This is a genomic window from Longitalea luteola (genome assembly GCF_017356035.1).
In the GTDB taxonomy this organism is placed as follows: domain Bacteria; phylum Bacteroidota; class Bacteroidia; order Chitinophagales; family Chitinophagaceae; genus Niastella; species Niastella luteola.
In genome coordinates this window covers 318,952-339,460 of sequence record NZ_JAFIQX010000001.1, presented here as the reverse complement: position 1 = coordinate 339,460, position 20,509 = coordinate 318,952, and the positions used below count along the sequence as shown (strand labels likewise).

The 20,509-nt window shown below is 43.4% G+C and carries 18 protein-coding genes, 1 other RNA gene and 1 pseudogene; 6 read left to right on the top strand and 14 right to left on the bottom strand.

The annotated features are described in order from the left end of the window. Positions 1 to 6 precede the first annotated feature (6 nt). From JUB15_RS01365 to JUB15_RS01320, 10 genes are all read right to left on the bottom strand, one after another. Positions 7 to 1,512, bottom strand: a complete 1,506-nt coding sequence (locus tag JUB15_RS01365; protein WP_207510444.1) for a relaxase/mobilization nuclease domain-containing protein — start codon at positions 1,510 to 1,512, stop codon at positions 7 to 9. Then, positions 1,500 to 1,898, bottom strand: coding sequence for a plasmid mobilization protein (locus JUB15_RS01360; RefSeq protein WP_207510443.1), 399 nt, complete (start codon positions 1,896 to 1,898; stop codon positions 1,500 to 1,502). The genes JUB15_RS01365 and JUB15_RS01360 overlap by 13 nt, the downstream gene beginning before the upstream one ends. A 230-nt stretch (positions 1,899 to 2,128) precedes the next feature. Then, positions 2,129 to 2,431: a hypothetical protein gene (locus tag JUB15_RS01355; protein WP_207510442.1), complete on the bottom strand. Its 303-nt coding sequence runs from the start codon at positions 2,429 to 2,431 to the stop codon at positions 2,129 to 2,131. Between the two features lie 16 nt (positions 2,432 to 2,447). Continuing rightward, entirely contained in the window at positions 2,448 to 2,921 is a 474-nt protein-coding gene (locus JUB15_RS01350) for a hypothetical protein (RefSeq protein ID WP_207510441.1), read from the bottom strand. 6 nt (positions 2,922 to 2,927) lie between these two features. Further along, a complete protein-coding gene (locus JUB15_RS01345; protein WP_207510440.1) occupies positions 2,928 to 3,335 on the bottom strand; it encodes a hypothetical protein in 408 nt (135 codons plus the stop codon). 65 nt (positions 3,336 to 3,400) lie between these two features. Beyond that, positions 3,401 to 4,468, bottom strand: a complete 1,068-nt coding sequence (locus tag JUB15_RS01340; protein ID WP_207510439.1) for a polysaccharide lyase family 20 protein — start codon at positions 4,466 to 4,468, stop codon at positions 3,401 to 3,403. 335 nt (positions 4,469 to 4,803) lie between these two features. After that, positions 4,804 to 5,838: a hypothetical protein gene (locus JUB15_RS01335; protein WP_207510438.1), complete on the bottom strand. Its 1,035-nt coding sequence runs from the start codon at positions 5,836 to 5,838 to the stop codon at positions 4,804 to 4,806. Between the two features lie 52 nt (positions 5,839 to 5,890). Then, positions 5,891 to 6,052, bottom strand: a complete 162-nt coding sequence (locus JUB15_RS01330) for a hypothetical protein (RefSeq protein WP_207510437.1) — start codon at positions 6,050 to 6,052, stop codon at positions 5,891 to 5,893. A gap of 45 nt (positions 6,053 to 6,097) precedes the next feature. Then, positions 6,098 to 6,991, bottom strand: a complete 894-nt coding sequence (locus JUB15_RS01325) for a phosphoadenosine phosphosulfate reductase domain-containing protein (protein WP_207510436.1) — start codon at positions 6,989 to 6,991, stop codon at positions 6,098 to 6,100. A 33-nt stretch (positions 6,992 to 7,024) separates the two neighbouring features. Beyond that, positions 7,025 to 7,327: a hypothetical protein gene (locus JUB15_RS01320; protein ID WP_207510435.1), complete on the bottom strand. Its 303-nt coding sequence runs from the start codon at positions 7,325 to 7,327 to the stop codon at positions 7,025 to 7,027. 120 nt (positions 7,328 to 7,447) lie between these two features. Between JUB15_RS01320 and JUB15_RS01315 the strand changes: the two genes are divergently transcribed. From JUB15_RS01315 to JUB15_RS28725, 3 genes and pseudogenes are all read left to right on the top strand, one after another. Next, positions 7,448 to 7,999, top strand: a complete 552-nt coding sequence (locus JUB15_RS01315; protein ID WP_207510434.1) for a hypothetical protein — start codon at positions 7,448 to 7,450, stop codon at positions 7,997 to 7,999. Positions 8,000 to 8,034: 35 nt separating this feature from the next. After that, positions 8,035 to 8,202: a hypothetical protein gene (locus JUB15_RS01310; protein ID WP_207510433.1), complete on the top strand. Its 168-nt coding sequence runs from the start codon at positions 8,035 to 8,037 to the stop codon at positions 8,200 to 8,202. After that, positions 8,168 to 8,968, top strand: a pseudogene (locus JUB15_RS28725) (recombinase family protein); the annotation flags it as partial. The gene JUB15_RS01310 and the pseudogene JUB15_RS28725, both read left to right, overlap by 35 nt. Before the next feature lie 725 nt (positions 8,969 to 9,693). Here the strand turns inward: JUB15_RS28725 and ssrA are convergent. The 4 genes from ssrA to JUB15_RS01285 form a co-directional block, all read right to left on the bottom strand. After that, positions 9,694 to 10,065: a transfer-messenger RNA gene (ssrA, locus tag JUB15_RS01300) on the bottom strand. A gap of 444 nt (positions 10,066 to 10,509) precedes the next feature. After that, on the bottom strand, positions 10,510 to 11,874 hold the full coding sequence (rseP, locus tag JUB15_RS01295) for an RIP metalloprotease RseP (protein WP_207510432.1): 1,365 nt from the start codon (positions 11,872 to 11,874) through the stop codon (positions 10,510 to 10,512). Positions 11,875 to 12,150: 276 nt separating this feature from the next. Next, positions 12,151 to 13,320: a 1-deoxy-D-xylulose-5-phosphate reductoisomerase gene (locus JUB15_RS01290; RefSeq protein WP_207510431.1), complete on the bottom strand. Its 1,170-nt coding sequence runs from the start codon at positions 13,318 to 13,320 to the stop codon at positions 12,151 to 12,153. 55 nt (positions 13,321 to 13,375) lie between these two features. Beyond that, positions 13,376 to 14,869 (bottom strand): GH3 auxin-responsive promoter family protein, encoded by a 1,494-nt coding sequence (locus JUB15_RS01285; RefSeq protein WP_207510430.1) that lies wholly within the window; start codon positions 14,867 to 14,869, stop codon positions 13,376 to 13,378. A 425-nt stretch (positions 14,870 to 15,294) separates the two neighbouring features. Here JUB15_RS01285 and rplU point away from each other — a divergent pair, with 425 nt between their 5' ends. The 3 genes from rplU (at position 15,295) to JUB15_RS01270 (ending at position 20,412) form a co-directional block, all read left to right on the top strand. Beyond that, the gene (gene rplU, locus JUB15_RS01280; RefSeq protein ID WP_207510429.1) at positions 15,295 to 15,597 is read left to right on the top strand and encodes a 50S ribosomal protein L21; all 303 of its coding nucleotides are present in this window, start codon (positions 15,295 to 15,297) and stop codon (positions 15,595 to 15,597) included. A gap of 214 nt (positions 15,598 to 15,811) precedes the next feature. Further along, entirely contained in the window at positions 15,812 to 16,069 is a 258-nt protein-coding gene (gene rpmA, locus JUB15_RS01275) for a 50S ribosomal protein L27 (protein ID WP_205510635.1), read from the top strand. A gap of 914 nt (positions 16,070 to 16,983) precedes the next feature. Then, the gene (locus JUB15_RS01270) at positions 16,984 to 20,412 is read left to right on the top strand and encodes a pyruvate carboxylase (protein WP_207510428.1); all 3,429 of its coding nucleotides are present in this window, start codon (positions 16,984 to 16,986) and stop codon (positions 20,410 to 20,412) included. The last annotated feature ends 97 nt before the right edge of the window (positions 20,413 to 20,509 follow it).

The window sequence follows — 20,509 nt, the reverse complement described above, 5'->3', positions numbered from 1 at the left end:
TCAATTCTATCTTCTTCGCTTCTTTCTTTTCTTCCTGGCTTCTTCCAGTAGGGCTGACGAAATGGAATGGCCACCGGTTGTTATTTCAAAACATTCATCTACCATTTTTCTCAGATGGCTTTGTAACTGCTGATCAGACATTTCTTTGATTTGTTCTGCTACTGTACCGATCCAATCAGTCGACGCACGACGCAGGTAGTCCGTTCGTTCCGGCGTAACGCCGTTAATTTGCAGGTAACGGGATAGTTTTGGTGCCAATGTGCTGTAATCATCTCTGCTGGTATTCCGTCTTCCCAGAGCATACAAAACATTGTTATTTGATCCGCATCTCGCATCGACAAGCAATCCCTGGCTCATCCATTGAACCATTACCGACCTAACCCCTTCATCAAATCGCGTCTGAGAAATCGTATTGGCTACTAATCGTTCATTTTCGCGGTGTTGCTCGTTTCGTCTGTCATTGTGCAGGCTTTCCTTGATTCCGGCGGCAGCATACCTCTTGCTGTTATCCAAATCGGAGCCGTTAAAAATGTAAAGCGTTTTACGATCTACATATGTAATTCCATAAGTCCGTCCATCCTTGCTTTTCCTGAAAACAATGGAGATATCATAGCGGTCAAGTTCGTTCAAGAAGCCAGTTTCAGTTACCCCTTTAGCCAACACATCATCAATGATTCTACAAACTCGAGCTTTGTAGTTATCTCGTCTTCGCGCGTTTGCCTCAAACTTTTTACTTATTTCTTTCAGAATTGGATTGTCATAGATCGAGCTTGCTTTGATTGATTTTCCGATTTTATTTCCCGCCGGGTCCAGCAAAGAGTAAAGCAAACCACCGTTTTCTTGCATTTTCGTACCTGGAGCCCCTGTATCTGCTACTACATTAAAAGCATTCAAAGCCGCGTTATATTCCGCAAACGTCGTAAACTTAAAGTGGTGAAATACGCTCCGCACAACATTGCTGATTTCTGCCTTAGTTTGCCGTTTTCCGTATTGCGCTTTCGTCAGGTCTGCAGGCCTTAATATCGCCTGAGAAACACTATTACGGCCTTTGGCACGTACCAAATTGAAATCAGCTTCTAATTTTTCCCTAACGGCAGAAGACTTTGTTTTGCCCAAACAATTAAGGTTGATGCGCTCAGCATCGGACTGGATCGGGGTACTGACGATATGTAGGTGCGGGTGAGAGGCGTCCGTGTGGCTGTAGACCAAATAAGGCTGGCTACCGAATCCGATACCCTCCATATACAACCTGGCGATTTCCTGAAACTGTTCGTTGGTAAGGTTGTCAGAAGGATCAAAGTTAATGGATATATGAACGCACCTATGATCAATGGTAGGTCGCAAATCCGCAAGGCGCTGCAAAACGTTCAACTTTTCCCTAAAAGAAAGTTCGGCAGCATCTTTAGGATAATTGGCTGCCGAAAGCAGTACAGCACCCCCCTCCTCCACCTTATTTTCGTTATACGACAATGCCCCTCTGATCATCTCTCCACTTCCTATTATTGCAACCATTTATTTGAAAAAACATCTATCTTCTTTTGAATTTCTGCTATTCTTTTCAATAACTCCCCTTGCATCTCCAAGCTATACGGCACCCAAATGTTTGGATCCGTTTTAGGTATACTGTTAACTTTTTTTACAACCTGGTTAAAATTTTTACTTATCGCCAGCAGATCACCACGCAATCCGATAAGTACCCACATAAACTCGTCCATTGACCTGTCCCTGGTCAGCACGGTAATCGGTTTGTCAAAAAGCGCGCTCCGGGCATATTCACTGACCTTTTGAAAAGTAGTTGACGAAAGTTTCTCCTTTAGGAGTTTATGTTCTTGTTCTGTTAACCGGATATGGCACCAGAATTCTCGGTTACCTTTGCTGCTTTTTCTCACTTTAGCCATTCCGAAGGCATATTGATTTTTGAAACAACAACCCGCTGAGTTTCGAAGCAGGTTCCTCACCACTGCACGACTTTGGAGTGCAGTAAACTCACGTTGTGATACAACGGTACATCTTGCTGGCGACAAACGACAGTCGCCGAGATCCGCTTGCACCTCTAACAGTTTTTTGGAAGTAGCATATATATATCTATCCTAAAATAAGTTCACATAAGATTTATAGGCCACGGTTGTCAAAGTCTTACATTGAATATTTCCGGATTATCAATCCCATACTTTCGAACATTGTCCTTCAAGTCAATCCACAGCATTATCATACAGTCAGCGACTTCAATAAGCTCCTCTTTTGTCAGATTATATATATTTTTAACGGAAGGAAGTTCTTTATTGTTTTTTGAATCATGATCATAAAAAAAGACCAACCGGGAATAATAGTCAGCTAATTCAAGGGATGATACAATCGAAAAAATACCTCCCAGCACCTTGATTTGCCTTCCGCTACTAAACGTTATTATATCCTTTTTAAGTACCGCCATAATGAATGTATTTACTTCACAATCTTTTAACCTTACCAATCCAACTCTTGATGACTCGGATACCCTTATTTACCTTTATGGGAACAGTCTGAATTGATTTCTCGTATGCATCATCCGGTGTGGGCAATGCGTTATTTGGATGATTTGGATAGTATGCTGAGTAGCTGCCTTTACTTACCTGCAATCCATGAAATAGAGCAGGCATTTCATATTTTGGATCAAATTTTCCTTTGAATCCAAATTCAATCGGATCATTGTGGATTTTAGTTTTTAGAGACAAGCAAAAATCGGAAGCCTCCAGACCGCCACCATACCAAATCATGATATCGCGCTCCGAACTCTGCTCCTGAAAAGCAAAAAGGAGATAGGATTTTAGCTGGGTTTCTATGGATCCCATTGATTTTTCATAGACTAGTTTCGTGTAGCCGGCATCTCGAATCGGCTTCATAAATTCATGAACGTTTCTCTCAATAATTTCAGGTAAATCCATCGGTTACTATATTTTGTACGTGGCTACTTTCTTTGCCATCTCCTGCAAAATCTGAGGTCTGATTCGACCCGGATGCCTTTGTAAAAAGTTAGATGCTGTATCGACTGCAGCCACAAAAGTGTGGACCTTTTCATTCGGGCATACCTGACCTTCGTGCATCGACCGATTTCGAATAAAGTCCATTAGAGTTCCTTTATCATGATCATTGGCAAAGTTTCTGAACACAGTTTGCCCGTTTCGTTTTGACAGTCGAATAAGTTCCAACGGATTGTCCTTAAAAAACAATCTCGTACTTAAAGGTGTATAGCCGGATTCAACGAGATACTTTTCAAACGAAACTTTAGAATTCAGGTCTGTGCCAAGTGCGGCCAGTTCATTAACAAGTTCTTTATTAAACATTCTATAACTTTCCATATACCTGCATTTTAAGAGTTTGAGTTCTGAGTTTTTTGAAGCCATTGGCACAAGGATGCGGTTCTTCAATATGTAATTGTATATGCGATTGTCTTTGCAGTACCAGCTTCACCTTGCCCATGATCTCCCTGGTAAGGGATGGCTTTTAAGGTGTATGCGCCGGCGGCAGGAGGGTTCCAGTTCCCATAATAGAAGTTACCACTCCCATCATCGCCATGCAGCGAATAAGGAGCTCTGCTATCTATAAAAGCTTTGCTTTGCCTGCCAGCCAACTGAAATTTTATGCTTCCGGTTGTTGACGTGTTTGCCCGGATGTTTACTTTCTTTAACCCAAGCGCACCCAGGCTTATTACCTGACCGCTTTGGATTCTCAACACATCCTTTTCTGTGGCGGCGTTAACCAGGATGAAATCTGTAACTACATTTCCCGAAGCACCAGGCGATGGTGTGGTGGGATTTGAAATTCCAGGAATTGTACTCCTGTCGGTTGAAACCATATCCTCATAGGCAGCTCCTTCGTTACCCAGTTTAATGTCATCGAAATAAAGAACCCGCTTGCTCGTGGATGAAGTACGGCTACCATTCCAATAGGACTTGTAAATACCGATTTTCCAATAAGGCAAATGATAATTGCGATTGATCGGGTACGCGTTCGGTCCTTTGCGATACATAATCTTATGTCCATCACGCCACATTTCGATTAACCCATCAGATCCCGCTGCGTGGTTCACACGCATTATATAGGTATGCCATTTGTCTTTATCCAGTACACCCAGATCGATCCAGGTATCACTTAGGATTCGCAAGAACAGTCGATCTGATTTTGTGCGCAGGCAAAGAGCTGGTGTAGCGCCTCCGCCTTGGTGCCATTGGCTGATCACCTCATCGGTGGGATCAACCTCATATTCAAAACTTGGAACATACAATGCAAAGGAATACCACCGGGTATTGTGAGTTGCTTTCGGAAATATTAATTCAGCTCTTGTTCCGCTCTCTACTTGTTTATCTGAATCTCTTAATTCAAAACGAATGGATTTTGTACCACTAAAACGTTGAACTGTAGAGGCAGTGATTGAAGGAAGCCGCAGCCTGAAACTTTGCGTAAGTATCATCGAACCATTTTGCATCGGCATTCTCGTAATACAGAAGGTTGCTGGTTGCCCGGCTCGAAACCATTTCGTTGACTGTGGAGACAACTCCAACGACCGGGTAGATAACGGCATCTTTTCTACAAGAGTATAAAGATGCTAAGAATAAGTACATGGCTATTAAATAGTGTTTTCCCAGTTGGCAGTCCCTTTTTTCTTTAGTGGATATCATGCATTCCACTTCCTCTTCTTCGCGCCTAACTCGCTTTTTCATTGTGTCCTTTGCTAACATATCAAGTCCCTCCAATTTATCTTTTAGTCGAATGTCATCGTCAAGACGGCCACCGGTAACTGCAGACTTGCAGCCCCAACCGACGGCTTTATATACTTCTACCTTTTCCGGTTCGAAGGATAACCTGCTTTCCAGAGCTTTGAACTCTATTAACCCGCCTTTCCCTTTCCTTCAGGCTCATATATTTCCTCAAAACGGTATCTAAACCCTTTACCGGCTCCATTTCAGTCATAGCAGCATTCATACGGGCTAATAACCTACGTGATTCAAAACCAGGAACCACCGGTTTCAAAGGTGACAAGTCAATTCTGTCGAGGTATGACGAATGAACGGAAAGAACAACACCGTTAACATCCTCCTGGCCTTTAGGATAGTGATAAGTTGTATGTTGATAATTTACTGCAGCAAACGATTTATACCCTTTTCCATCAGGTTTAATTTCGCTTAAATGAATACCAGAACAGTATCCATTCAAATCTTTATCCCATGCCAAACCTTCTTCCATCCTGTTATAGTCGATATTGAACATGGTATAAAATGACTCGACAATATCTTTGTGATAGAAAACATCCTGACTAATGGTATTTGATACTTGCCGACTTCTTATTTTTCCATCATGTACAAATAATTTATTACTAAATGACAGCTGGAAATTAAGAGACGCCCTTTTATATGCAGGAATTGCTTCGCGCAAAAGTTTTACCCCTGAACTCGCCAACAATACGTCATTTGCGTCGTGTACCATATAAGCTGCTAACACGAAGTTATTTTTGGGACTATAACCCTTAAAGGAGGCAAGCGAAATACCAGCTTCCTGCTCAAAACCTTCTATACCTTCTGGAAATGTATAAAACAACCCGGGCACATTTACTCCATTTCCTCCTACATCTTTACTGTCAATTTGAACAACTACCTTATTCATAGCGTTGCTATCAGTAACTAATACCTTAGTGATGTATGGAATATTCAGGTGTCTCGCGTTCAAGGAATAACTGTCAAGATCCAAATCTGCCAATACATAAAGAGCGGCTTTGACATCAGCGAAATGCATGTTTCTGTTGTATTGCCAGCCCTCCGAACTCACCACCATCGCCAACTTATATTTCCATTCATCGTAACTCATAAACCTAACCAATCAACTCATCCTTTTATTATCTCGTCTTTCATTACCACCGCTAAACTTCTCCCACCAACCGTTCAAAAAACTCCTGGATGCTGGCACGATTGGGTTTACAAACAGCAGCAAAATCATTTTTAAACTTCGCATCAGCTTGGCCGCCGTCCTCCAATGTTAACACCTTGTTTCCCAATCGAAGTGAGATTTTTCCCCCTGCCATAAAGCTAATTTTCAATATCTGTTATTCAGTCCAAGCACCTATTAATCAGAACGCCTCACAGGAGTCGGCACATGCGCCCGTCTCGCAATCCAGGCATGGGTCAAATAACGGTAGCTGCTTGTACGGGTCAATGGTTTTACTATCGTCGACTGCCAACCGGTGTTCAAATGATGCCTCGTGCAGGAGATCATCTACTGATCTGTAATCCCGAAAAAATCTGACTGGCAATTTGATATTTAGATTTCCTTTGCTCTTTTCAGGAACATAAGTACCATATCGGTTTTCCATTTCCCTCCACCAATCTGCGAGGTGCGGGTTTTCCTTAAGAATGGTAATCAATTTTCGATTGCTTTTCTTCCAGCATAGATCGCAGTTACCCTCATAGCTCTTTAATTGTAGGTCAAAAGCCTGCCTTGACCAAAACAAATTGACATCGCTTTTGGTTACTTTAAGCCATTGCGCCAGCGGATAAACCAAACGTTCGTGCTTGGCGGTTCGCAAGTTAATCCGGCCGGCCTCATCGTATCGGATACCGATACCAGTGTAATATTTTTTCCACCCCAACGAGCGCGCATAAGCTCGAATCGCGTACGCTTTCAGTTCTCTTGAACATTTTGGAGCCCCCAGATTCGGAATGCCATGCTTTTGGATAAATGATTCAAAGGGTTCTCCTTTTCGGCTGGCATTGTTGAAATCAACCTTTCGCGCCGAAACCCCTTTCCCTGGTTCTAAACTCGTAACCGCCTCTATCCAATGCACTTGGAATCCTAGGATCTTATCGCACTGGTCGACAAATTGTAAGGTTTCTTCACGCTCTTTACCCGTGTTAGCAAACACGACCATCATTTCAAACTGACCGGACTTGTTTTGCAACAGCCAGTGAGTCATAAAAGCACTGGTTCTACCACCTGAAAAACTTATCAATAACCTCTCCTTCATTACTTATCTTCCTCAGTTTGTTAATAGCACACTCTACAGAATAGATGGATCTTTAAAGTATCGCTCTATTTCAGTAACCGGTACATAAATCTTTCTTTTCTTCTTTATTGTATTAATTTTATTGCTGGCCACGAGCTCATCGAACTTTGACCGGCGAATTCTGACCGCATCCATGAATTCAATAGCTGTAATGTAATTTGCAGGTATATCAGACTTTGAATTTGTAGGGGTGGTCATTTCACTTAATCTATCAATGATCTCCTGCTGCTTTGCTTTTATCAAGTTTAAATCTTCAGCAGGAATAATCAGCACTATCGTCGAACTGCTCAAATCCATTCAACCACTTTTTAAGAACCAAAATATATTCTCCGAGAAGCGACATTTCACACATTTTCCCATATGGGATAAATTAACTTCCATCGATATTATATTGCAGACACACTAAATATGATGAACATGAATAAGTGGAAGCAAGTGATTATGGATAACATGTTTTTAAGAAATGCCTGCTCGGATTTATCTGGTCGTTATTTCTTTGCCAGGGAAAGGGGAAACTTCAAACCTTATATACAATTCAAGTTGGGCCGTCAGCAAAATGATTGTTTTTTGTATTTTTCGAAGGTGCCTTTTTCCAGAGAATATGAACAGGCCTTCGTAAAAGCAGTTTCGAAGAATGATGTTACCAAAGTAAGCACGTTTCTTCATTTCCATTACAAGGCTTATCCCGATAAACAGGAATTCCTTAATTGGGTTAAGTTGACGTTAATAGCTTCGCTTAACAATGCAAAACGTTCGATTAACAGATGTGCAATAATCAAAGGGATCATTTGGGCACAACAACAAAATGACGTCATTCAATTCGAACAAGCACTTAAGGTCGAAATTGTAAAACTGCTTGAACCAGCATATGACGAAGTCGAAATACTGGAAACTGAAGCCTTCCAAATAGCAGAACAAATATCGTCCGGCGTTCAGCGACGATTAGTTGTTAGTGTTGCTAAATTTTAGATTAAGCAATTGTAAAACATGAATAAGCGGTGGGTATGGACTGTGAGAAAGCCAAGCAGGAATTGGATAAAAAAGCAACGGAAAATAATAATAATTTTGAGGAAAAACAGGAGAAAGAATTAGTAACTTTAATAGCAAACATTATTGTTGAAAAAGTATTGAAACAAGATGGACAAGAAAGGAATACGATACTTAAGGTATAGCAGTGACAAACAAAGCTTTCACAGTATCGAACGTCAAGATGCTGTTACTTCGCATTGGATGAATTTCAATAATGTCGTTATAACTGACACATTTGTTGATGAAGGTCACACTGCTAGAAATTTTGATCGCCCTGATATTAAAGAGCTGTTTCAATTTATCAAGAAGAATTATAAAACAATAGATTTTTTAGTCGTTTCAGAGTTAACTAGGTTTAGTCGAGAGGCCGGTGATGCAATTAACATGGTTAAGAAAATTCAAACAGACTACGGTGTGAGAATTGTAAGCGCAGGGCGTGGTGCAATCTATGATTGCATGGATCACAATTCATTCTTTATGATGGGGCTCGAATTTTTGATGGGGAATTCGGAGAATATCAAACGTCAGAATGATATAAGAGGGGGAATATATGCAGCCAAAGCGATTAAAGGCTTGTGGATTCAAGGTGGGCATAAAGCGCCCTATGGTTATACAAAAATTGGGTCAGGCAGCGAAAGAAGATTAGTAATAGATGAAACGCAAGCTTATATCGTTCGGTATATCTTCGAGGCTTTCCTGAACAATACGCCTATTATGACAATATACCAGGATGTTCGGCAGCTTGGCTTTAGTAAGACCGGGAACTCGGCCGTTCAGGAAATTCTAACAAACCCTATATATGCTGGATACCAAAACGTGAAAGCCTGGAAGGAGCAACCGGGAGGTTTGTTTCCAATGTCCAATCATACAAATATCATCGAAGTTGCAACTTATAATCGTGCTCAAGAAAAATTGCAACGTTCAGTTGAAAGACATCGGGTCAGTATAGCAGAAGATTTTCCGCTGCGAGGTGTTCTGCGCTGCCATTGTCAGAAAATGTTAACAGGGGCACCAAGTAAGGGTCGGCACGGAAAGTATTACAATTATTATAAGTGCAATCATAGTGGTCATAATAACTTGAACGCTAATAAAATTCACGATCAGTTACTCGAGGCACTTAAGTACATGAGCCTTCCAAGTAGGATGATAAAAAAGATCAGCAGCGAATCTGAGGGAATTTTAGAAAAAAAACTTTCAGAAAATGGAAAACTGTTGATGAGTAAGCGGACGGAAATAAGCGAGAAAGAGCGGCAATTACATTCTATCGAGGCCAAGTGGATTAACAATGAAATCAAAGCAGATACCTATCAGCGGTGGCATACTGATCTTAGCAGAAGCCTTGCTATATTAAGAGATGAAATTAAAGATATGAATCGGGCGGATGAACAGAGATATATGTTGTTGAAAAATGAATTGCAAAAATTATCTGACTTAGCGACCGTATATAGCAGTGCAACTATCCCTCAAAAACACGAACTTTTAAGAAAGGGGTTCGATAACGGTTTATACTACAAAAATGGCCTCTATCGAACCCCTTACATGATGGAAGTGTTTCATCATAGTACATTGATACTCAGCCAGAAAAAACTACTGGAAATTGATGAAAATAAAAAAACCGGACTAAAAGTCCGGTCAAGTGGAGGTGACCGGATTCGAACCGGTGTCCAAACATATCCTTCAAAAGCTTTCTACATGTTTATTCCGGAATTATTTGTCGGGAAATAACAGGAACCGGACGAACCAATTACTTCCTTAGCTGAATAGTCTTTTGTAACCGGCACAGCCTACGGTTACAGCATTCTGTATTTGTTTTAAGTCGGCGGCGGAGCGTGGTTACAGAACGACCTGCCCGGCGGCCCTAATGACTACTTAATCACTGATTAGGCAGCCATGGCAAATTGTGTATTGCCATTTGTGTTTTGAATATTCAGATTTACGTGCTAATTATCCAACGCACGACATGCTTACACCTTCAAAGATCTACGCTGTCAAAACCATACACCCCCGAATTCAGTTTGTGGTTTGTCGTTTGTTGTCCTTATTCTGCCCATCTGATTACATTCGGCATCAAAATGTTCAGAAGTAACTAACGACAAACAGACAAAATACAAACTGCAAATTTAATACTATTTCCTTGCTTCTGCCAATCTTACACCTTTTACCATTAAATTTTTCATTTTCAATAACATATCGTCACGACTCCGGCTGCACAAAAATCCCGGTCCTGGCTGGCCCAGGCTGACCTGCAGTGCCGATTCCAGCATGGATGCGCCTATAATGCGCCTTATTTTAAGTGCATTTCTTAAATGTGATAATTCAGGCAAAAAAGAATCCCGTTCAGGCCAGGCCCAAACGGGATTTATAAAAAGTTAAATCTTTTAAATTCGTGTGTTGCCCGCTTTCGGCGTTTTCCGCCTGCCTGTCGGCAGGCAGGTTAAGCGTTCTGTGTCTTAGTTCTTGAACAGATATCGCCAGAAATCCAGTCCTAGCGCATAAGCCATAACGCCCAGCAACAGGATCATTCCGGCCATTTGCGCATACTCCATGAACTTATCGCTTGGCTTGCGGCCGGTGATCATTTCATACAGGGTGAACAGTACGTGTCCGCCATCGAGGGCCGGAATAGGCAGGATATTCATGAACGCCAACACAATGCTCAACAGCGCTGTCATCGTCCAGAAACGCTCCCAATCCCACTGGGCGCCAAACATATTACCGATGGTTAAGAAGCTGCCCAGCGACTCACTGGCCTTCACTTCCTTACTGGTGAACAGCAGCTTGAAGTTCTGCACATTCATTACCAGGGTGCTCCAGCCCTTCTTTACCCCTGCCGGTAATGATTCAAAGAAGGTATATTTCTTTACTGCGAATTTTAGGAATTTGTCGGGCGGCCGGGGATAGAACCCAATACTGGCTTCAGCGCCCAACTGCACTTTTACTTCGGCCGTATCGGTTTGATTACGCAATACGGTCAACGATACTTCTTTATTCTTATAGCTCTTTTTAATGTCGCTCAATTCATAAAACGAACTTACCGGCATGCCGTTGAAGGCAATGATCTGGTCGTCTTTCTGCAAAGCGCCTGACGTAAATTTTGCTGTGCTTTTATTAATGCTGTCTACTACTGCCGGAAATTTGGGATAAGCCAGCGGATCGCCTTTACGTTTGATCAACTGACTGATCGTTCCGTCTGGTATGGCTACATCCATGTTTTGTCCGTCCCGGACAACCTGTATGGTCTTTGCTTCATTCAGGATGATGTCGGTGCTCAGGCGGCTAAAGTTCTCTATTTCCTGGCCATTAACAGCGACGATCTTGTCGCCATCCTTCAATCCAATGCTTTTTCCAAGGCTGTCTACATACACGCCATACACGGCATTTTTTGCAGGCAGGTATTCTTCGCCCCAGACCCACAGGATCATGGCAAATAAAAAGAATCCGAGTATAAGGTTAACCGTAACACCGCCGATCATGATGATCAGGCGCTGCCAGGGTTTCTTGGCCCGAAATTCCCAGGGCTGCGGCGGCAATTTCATCTGCTCCTTATCCATACTTTCATCGATCATCCCCGAGATCTTTACGTATCCGCCGAGGGGTAACCAACCGATGCCATACACCGTATCGCCGATCTTCTTTTTTACCAAAGAAAACCAGGGATCAAAGAACAGATAAAATTTTTCTACCCGGCATTTAAACCATTTGGCGGGCAGAAAATGGCCCATTTCATGTAATATGACAAGTATAGATAAGCATAATATTAATTGTCCTGCTTTTATACCTACTACAGCCCAGTCTATTGCTAACAATGTGATCATATATACGCTAGATAAGCGGTGTGTTTATTTTAAAATAGACTCAAAATATCGAATAATCCTGCAATTCAGTCAACCGCTCAAAAAATTTAACGGAAAAGGTTTGTGACCGGTTCCGGCTGGAGTTACAAAGTCAGCGCTGGCCTTGATTGAAGGAGTTCCAGGTTTCAAGTTACAGGGAAAAAAGCCCTGAAACATGGAACATGTAACATGGAACTTTGAACTTGTAACCCGTATCACCACCTTTTCATTATCATTCATAGTTCCTCTTAGCCTAAACTACAACTTTATAAGTGAGGCAGCAAAATTACGGGCCTCGCCATCGCTGTCAAAATATTCTTCCAGCGTGGGTTTTTCAATAACCGGCACGTGTTGCAGGGTTCTTTCAATCAGGTCGGTCATATCTAAAAAGCCAATACGATTGCGTAAAAAAGCAAATACGGCTATTTCATTGGCGGCGTTCAGCACACAGGGCTGATTTCCACCCCTGAAAAGGGCTTCTGTTGCCAGTATCAGATTCCTGAATGTTTTGGTATCGGGTTCCTCAAATGTAAGCTGGCTGGGATTCTTGAAATTATACCGGGGAAACTCGTTGGGAATTCGGTGGGGGAATGCCAGTGCATATTGAATGGGCAGCTTCATATCGGGCAGTCCCATCTGTGCTTTAATGCTGCCGTCTTCAAACTGAACAAGGCTATGAATAATACTTTGGGGATGAACCAATACCTGTACCTGCTCGGGACCCAGGTCGAACAACCAGCGGGCTTCGATCATTTCGAGGCCCTTGTTCATCAGGGTAGCCGAATCGATGGTGATCTTGGCGCCCATTTGCCAGTTGGGATGCTGCAGCGCATGGTCGCGCTTTACATTCACCAGGTAGTTGGGCTTCTTACCCAGGAATGGTCCGCCACTGGCTGTTAATATAACTTTTTCGATCTTGTTGCGGGTCTCTCCTACCAGACACTGGAAGATGGCTGAATGTTCTGAATCTACCGGAATGACCGGCACGCGTTTTTCAATGGCTTTCTGCATCACAATATCACCTGCCACTACCAAAGTTTCTTTATTGGCCAGCGCAATCGCTTTCCCCGCTTCCAACGCGCATAGTGTAGGGCGTAAGCCGGCAAAACCTACAATGGCGGCCAGCATCATATCATAACAATCCATGCCTGCCACATCTTCCAATGCTTTCTCGCCGGCAAATACTTTTATATCGGTATGCGAAAGGGCTTCTTTTACCGTGAGGTATTTATTTTCATCTCCAATTACCACAATATGCGGATTGAACTGCAGGGCCTGTTTTATCAACAGCTCATCATTGCTGAAAGCGGTTAATATTTCCGCTGTGAATTTGTCGGGATTAGCGGCTATCACTTCCAACGCCTGACAGCCAATTGAGCCTGTTGATCCAAATATTGCAATACGTCTGTGTGGAAAACTGTTCGACATGATCCGGTTTCAATAATTTGTTTAGTAAGCTGATCAGACAGCGTTAACGTTAAAACTACTCTACATATTTTTCGAGTGCCGAGGCAATATTACGATCATTGCTTAAGCGCGGCACTTTATTCTGACCGCCTAATTTACCAATGGATTTCATATAATCTATGAAGCCATGTTTTTTAACCGGGCGAATATGTAATGGTAACAATATATTGCCAGTGATGAGATCGTTGTAGTAAATATTCTTTTTGCGCAGATTCACATCCACCTTCTCGGCAAAACGGTCGAGGTTCTCCGGTTTGTTCTCGAACTCGATGAACCACTCGTGGTACGATTTGCCTTTGCCCTGTTGGATCATGGGCGCTACCGTAAATTCAGTGATATGCACCCCTTCTTCTTCTGCGGCTTTTATAAGGCTTTGTTCTACTTCTTCCCCAATAACATGCTCGCCAAATGCCGAAATAAAATGTTTGATACGACCGGTCACTACCAGCCTGTACGGATTTGTTGAAACAAATTTAACAGTATCGCCGATATTATATCCCCATAAACCTGCATTGCTGTTTATGATAAGGGCATAATTCTCGCCCACTTTCACATCTTTCAGTGATAAACGGGTGGGGTTGGCATTAAATATTTCACCAGCCGGAACAAATTCAAAGAATATTCCGCTGTTAGTATTCAATAATAATCCTTCTGCTTCCTGGGAATCCTGGAATGCCATAAAACCTTCCGATGCCGGAAATGTTTCAATAGCGGCTATCCGTGCGCCGATGCTGTCGAACAATTTGGTTCTGTATGGTTCAAAGTTCACACCACCATGCACCAGCACCGAGAAATTCGGAAATATCTCTTTGATCTTTTTGCCGGTCTTCTCCATCAGCCTGTCGAAATACATTTGCGCCCATGGCGGAATGCCGCTGATGAGGGTCATATCCTGTTTGATGGTTTCCGCTACTATTTTATCGAGCTTGGTTTCCCAGTCATCTATACAGTTGGTTTCATACGAGGGTAACTGATTTTTGCGCAGGTAACTGGGCACATGATGGTTTACGATGCCGCTCAAACGGCCTGTAGGTATCCCTCCAATGCGTTCCAGTTCGGGCGAACCCGATAAAAAGATCATTTTACCATCGGTAAACGTAGTATTTCCCGATTCGGCAATATAACAAAGCAGGGCATTACGTGCCGTGTTGATGTGGTTGTCGATCGATTCTTTACTGATGGGAATATACTTTACACCACTGGTGGTGCCGGAAGTTTTAGCCAGGTAAATTGGCAGTCCTTTCCACAGAACATTGTGTTTGCCTTCCTTGATCTTTTCAATATAGGGCTTGAACTGTTCGTAATCCCGGATAGGTACGGCCTGAACATACTCTTCATGCACATTTATTTCCGGTAAACGGTGGTCTTTACCAAATTCAGTTAGCTTACCTATTTTGAGCAGTTCCTTCAGGATGTTTTCCTGGTCTGCTACTGCGGTGGCCATGCCCTTTCTGATACCTTTATATATATAATGGGCAAATGGTTTTGCCAGAAACGATTTTATTTTCATTGAATCCCGTATTCCATCGTTAGGAGAAACAAACCTACGTCAATTAGTGAAATGCGCAAAGATTGATTTGCTGCAAATCGCTCAAAACATTAATTAACTCGTTCAATGTCTGAATGTTCGAAGAAGCAGGTGTTAAAAATAGTTACTTGTTACCATATACCGGGAAATCAGTTTACAGTTTAAAGTTCATAGTTTTCAGTCGCTGCGCCCCGGTAACTGGAAACCGGTAACCGGCCACTGAATTCAATCTATAGTATATAATGTTATGGTTTCGCCCGGCCTGTAAACAGTTAACAATCAATATTTCTTACTAATTTGCCTGAAAACCGGCCATTTCCAGGGCAAAAACCTGAAAAAAATGTTTCGTTAAAGCCTTCACAATCTGATGCAAACCCTTACCTTTGCACTCCTAATTTTGGAAACCTATGTTTGCAATAGTTAAAATCGCCGGACAGCAATTTAAGGTTCAAAAGGACCAAACTTTATATGTACCGCGTGTAGACGGTAAAGCCGGAGACAAAGTTGAATTTTCTGAGATCCTGCTGTTAGATGATGCAGGTAAACTGTCTGTAGGCAGTGCAGTTAAAGGTACTGTTAAAGCAGAGATCCTTGATCAAGTACAAGGCGATAAAGTGATCGCTTTTAAAATGAAAAGAAGAAAGGGTTTCCGCAAAAAACACGGACATCGCACGCAATACACAAAAATTCAGGTAACAGGTATAGCCTAATAAATTCCAAATCACAAATCTCAAGATCCAAAAATAAGATCTCAAAATACAAATCACAAAATCCAAAAACCTGATTAGAAATTTGGACCTGGATTTTGGAATTTATTTGAAATTTGAATTTTTTTTGGTTTTTGGAATTTGGTTCTTGAGTTTTATCTGGCTCTTGTTATTTGGTTCTTGAAACTTGAGTTTTGAAATTTTAAAATAAATAACCATGGCACATAAAAAAGGGGAAGGCAGTGTAAAGAACGGTCGCGACTCCCAAAGCAAACGCCTGGGCGTTAAAATATACGGTGGTCAATCTGCTATTGCAGGTAATATCATCGTTCGTCAACGTGGCACTGTATATCATCCCGGAAAAAATGTTGGTATCGGAAGAGACTACACCATTTTTGCATTGACTGATGGTGTTGTTGAATTCAGAAAGACCAGAAACGATAAAACTATCGTTAGCGTAGTAGCAGTAGCGTAAGTTGTATAGTGTATAGTGAATTTTTCACAAAATGTGAAAAATTTTTTGGCGGTTTGAAATTAGTTTTTATTTTTACACTAGTTAAATTCTATTTACTAACCGTTAAAATTCACAAAAACATGGCAACTAAGAAAAAAGCTGCTAAAAAAGCTGCAAAGAAAGCTGCTAAGAAAGCCGCTCCAAAGAAAAAGAAAGCTGCAAAGAAGAAATAACTTCGGCTTCTTGGAAAGCAAAAAATATCAAGTCCTTTCGGTTCAACCGGAAGGACTTTTTCTTTGTACCTACTTAAGCCAACGCAGAACGCTGAACGCAGAATGCAGAATGCAGAACGCAGAACGCGAAACGCAAAACGCGGAACGCTTAAGGCAGAACCCACATCAGCCAGCAGGCGCTCAACACCCAATAGAACGCTCGCCTGCCCGGCAGCAAAACGCTTAATCCGCCAAAGCCGGACATGCGCGAAACGCCGGACCAGCACGCAGAACCTGCCTGCCGGCAGGCAGGCGCAAAACGTTTAACGCAATGAAGAACGCCCGCCCCTCCGCCACTTCCGCGTAAATTCTTAATTTTACAGCGGTCACCATAGCATTCCCCCTCTTATCTTACATAACTGTATCGAATCCTATATAAAACCATTGGCAATTACCCTGGTACCGTTTTTTCATAGTCACATGTAAAATGTAGTGAACATACTATAGTGTAACTGTACAGTAAGCGTAATGAGTTATGTTAACACTACACCCAGGACTAGTTATTGATGTATGAAGTCGAAAGTATGAAGCATGCGCCTTGTGCCTTCAGCCTTGCGCCTTAAGCCTTATGCCTTCAGCTTTAAGCCTTGAGCCTTATGCCTTGAGCCTTTTATAAGGGATTTCCTTTATCGATATACAAAACAAAAACTACAACTGCTTGTCATGTTTAAAAAAATCCTTGTTGCCAACCGGGGCGAGATTGCTATCCGGGTACTACGTGCTGCTACCGAGTTAAACATTAAAACCATTGCCGTTTACACGTTTGAAGACCGGTACTCCCTGCACCGGTACAAAGCCGATGAAGCCTACCAGATCGGCAAAAACGATGATCCGCTTAAACCTTACCTCGATATTGAAGAGATCATCCGCGTTGCCAAACACGAAAAAGCCGATGCCATTCATCCCGGTTATGGCTTCCTGTCAGAAAATGCACGTTTCGCCCAGCGATGTGCCGAAGAGAATATTGCCTTCGTAGGCCCTACAGCCCATATCATGGATCAGCTGGGTGATAAGATCGCTGCGAAAAAAGTAGCGCAACAGGCCGGCGTACCTATGATCGAAGACAGTAAAGCCGATATTCAATCCATCGACATTGCTGTACAGGAAGCGCGCCGTATCGGTTATCCCATCATCATTAAAGCGGCGGCCGGTGGTGGCGGCCGTGGGATGCGGGTGGTACGCAATGAGGAAGACCTGCAGAAGAACGTGCTGGAAGCCCGCAATGAAGCCAAAACAGCATTTGGCAACGATACCGTGTTCTTCGAAAAATTCATTGAATCGCCCAAACATATTGAAGTGCAGATACTCGGCGATCACCATGGGAATATCATTCACCTCTTTGAACGCGACTGCTCTGTACAACGACGCTTTCAAAAAGTAGTGGAAGTGGCGCCCGCTATATCACTGAACACCGAAACGCGGCAAAAATTGCACGACTATGCCATCCGCATCTGTAAACAGGTACACTATAACAACGCCGGTACGGTAGAGTTCCTTGTTGATAAAGCGGAGAACATCTATTTCATTGAAGTGAATCCGCGCATCCAGGTGGAACACACGGTTACTGAAGAAATAACCGGTATCGATATTGTAAAAAGCCAGATCCTGGTCGCCCAGGGTTATGCCCTCACCGATCCGCCGATCAATATCGCTTCACAACAACAGTTACAGATCTCCGGTGTAGCCATTCAATGCCGGGTGACTACGGAAGATCCTTCCAATAATTTCAAACCCGATTTCGGAACGCTCATTGCCTACCGCAATGCGGGCGGCCCCGGCATCCGCCTCGATGAAGGCAGCTCCTACCCCGGCGTAAGCATTTCTCCTTTCTTCGATTCATTGCTGGTAAAGATCACCGCCAGCGGCCGCAGCCTCACAGAGACCTGCGACCGCCTCGTGCGTACGTTAAGAGAGTTCCGTATTCGCGGTGTAAAGACCAACATTCCCTTTTTAGAAAACGTATTACAACATCCCACCTTTCAGAACGGACACGCTACTGTTGATTTTATCGACAACCATGCAGAGTTGTTCCACTTCGCGCCGCGCATGGACCGCGGCACCAAAGCATTACAATACCTTGCCGAGATCATTGTGAACGGCCATCCGGATGTGCCGGCTGTTAATCCTGCCGTAACCTTTCGCTCACCGGTAGTGCCCGATGCCGCGCAACATCATATTACCCCCGGTTCCAAAGACCGGCTTACCGAAATGGGCCGCGACCGGTTCATCGACTGGCTAAAGAACAATCCCGCCATTCAATATACCGATACTACCTTCCGCGATGCGCACCAGTCGCTGCTCGCCACGCGGGTACGCACCACCGATATGTTGAAGGTGGCCGAAACTGTCGCTAAAAACCATCCAGAGATCTTTTCCCTGGAAATGTGGGGCGGCGCTACATTTGACGTGGCCCTGCGCTTTTTACACGAGTGCCCCTGGCAGCGCTTGCAGCTCATGCGCGAACGCATTCCCAATATCCTGTTCCAGATGCTGATCCGCGGCTCTAACGCCGTAGGTTACACCGCCTATCCCGACAACCTCGTAGAAACCTTCATCGAGGAGTCGTGGAAGAACGGCATCGATATTTTCCGCATCTTCGACTCGCTCAACTGGCTCGAGGGTATGACCGTAAGCATCAATGCCGTTCGCGAAAGAACGGGCGGGCTGGCTGAAGCCTGCATCTGTTATACGGGCGATTTCCTCGACCCGCAGCGCAATCAAAAGTTCAACCTGCAATATTATATCGACCTGGCAAAACGCCTGGAAGATGCCGGCGCCCATATCCTTGGCATAAAAGATATGGCCGGGTTATTAAAACCCATGCAGGCCGGTATCCTGATAAGTGAATTGAAAAAAGCGATCGATATTCCCATCCACCTGCATACCCATGATACGTCCTCTATTCAGTCTGCCACCTATTTAAAAGCTATTGAAGCCGGGGTTGACGTAATTGACGTAGCCCTCGCTTCCATTTCGGGCCTGACGTCACAACCCAATTTTAACTCCATCGTGGCCATGATGAAAGGCCATCCGCGGGAATTGCCTTTGAACCTGCCGAAACTGAATGAACTTTCCAACTACTGGGAAGATGTGCGCGAATACTATTATCCGTTTGAATCGCAGTTAAAAGCAGGTACGGCAGAAGTTTTCGATCATGAAATTCCGGGTGGACAATACTCCAACCTGCGGCCACAGGCGCGTTCGCTTGGGTTAGAACACCAGTTTACCGACATCAAGAAGAACTATGTGGTAGTAAACAAACTGTTTGGGGATATTGTTAAAGTAACTCCCTCCTCAAAAGTAGTAGGCGACATGGCCTTGTTCATGACCGCCAACGGTTATACCGAGCAGGACATCTTTGAAAAAGGTGAAACCCTTTCTTTCCCCGATTCAGTGATCGGTTTATTCCGCGGCGACCTCGGACAAACTCCCGGCGGCTTTCCGGCCACGCTGCAAAAGCTCATTCTTAAAAATGAAACAGCGTTCACCGACCGGCCCAACGCGCATTTACAACCGCTGAACCTGGAAAAGGAATGGAAAAAATTTGTAACCAAATATGGCAAGCAGTACACGCCGCTCGATCTGTTGTCAGCCCTGTTCTACCCCCGGGTATTCGACGAATACCATCAATTCAAAATGCAGTTTGGGGAAGTGTATTATGTTCCCTCCCCCGTTTTCTTTTATGGACTGAAACCAAACGAAGAAACCCTGATAGAACTGGCGCCGGGCAAAAGCATTCTTATTAAATTCTTACATACGGGTGGAACCGATGAGAATGGCTATAAACAGGTATTTTTTAAACTGAACGGACAAACGCGCTCGATCTTTGTAAAGGATAAAAGCTTTACATCCGTAAAACCCACCCATAAAAAAGCAACTGCTGATAACGAGATCGGGGCGCCCCTGCAGGGAAAACTGTCTAAAATACTTGTGAAGGCCGGCGATACGGTTCAAAAGAATACAGCGTTGTTTGTTATCGAGGCCATGAAAATGGAATCGACCATTGTAGCGCCGCATGCGGGCGTAGTAAAAAGCGTTGTGTTGAACGAAGGGGTTTTCGTGGAGCAGGATGATGTGGTGGTGGAACTGTGAGGCGTGATTGTCACCAGGTACGTCACATCTTATGGATGTGGCATACCTGGTAACCTTGGAATTAAGCAATTTTTGTAGTAAATTACATTGAGTTTCA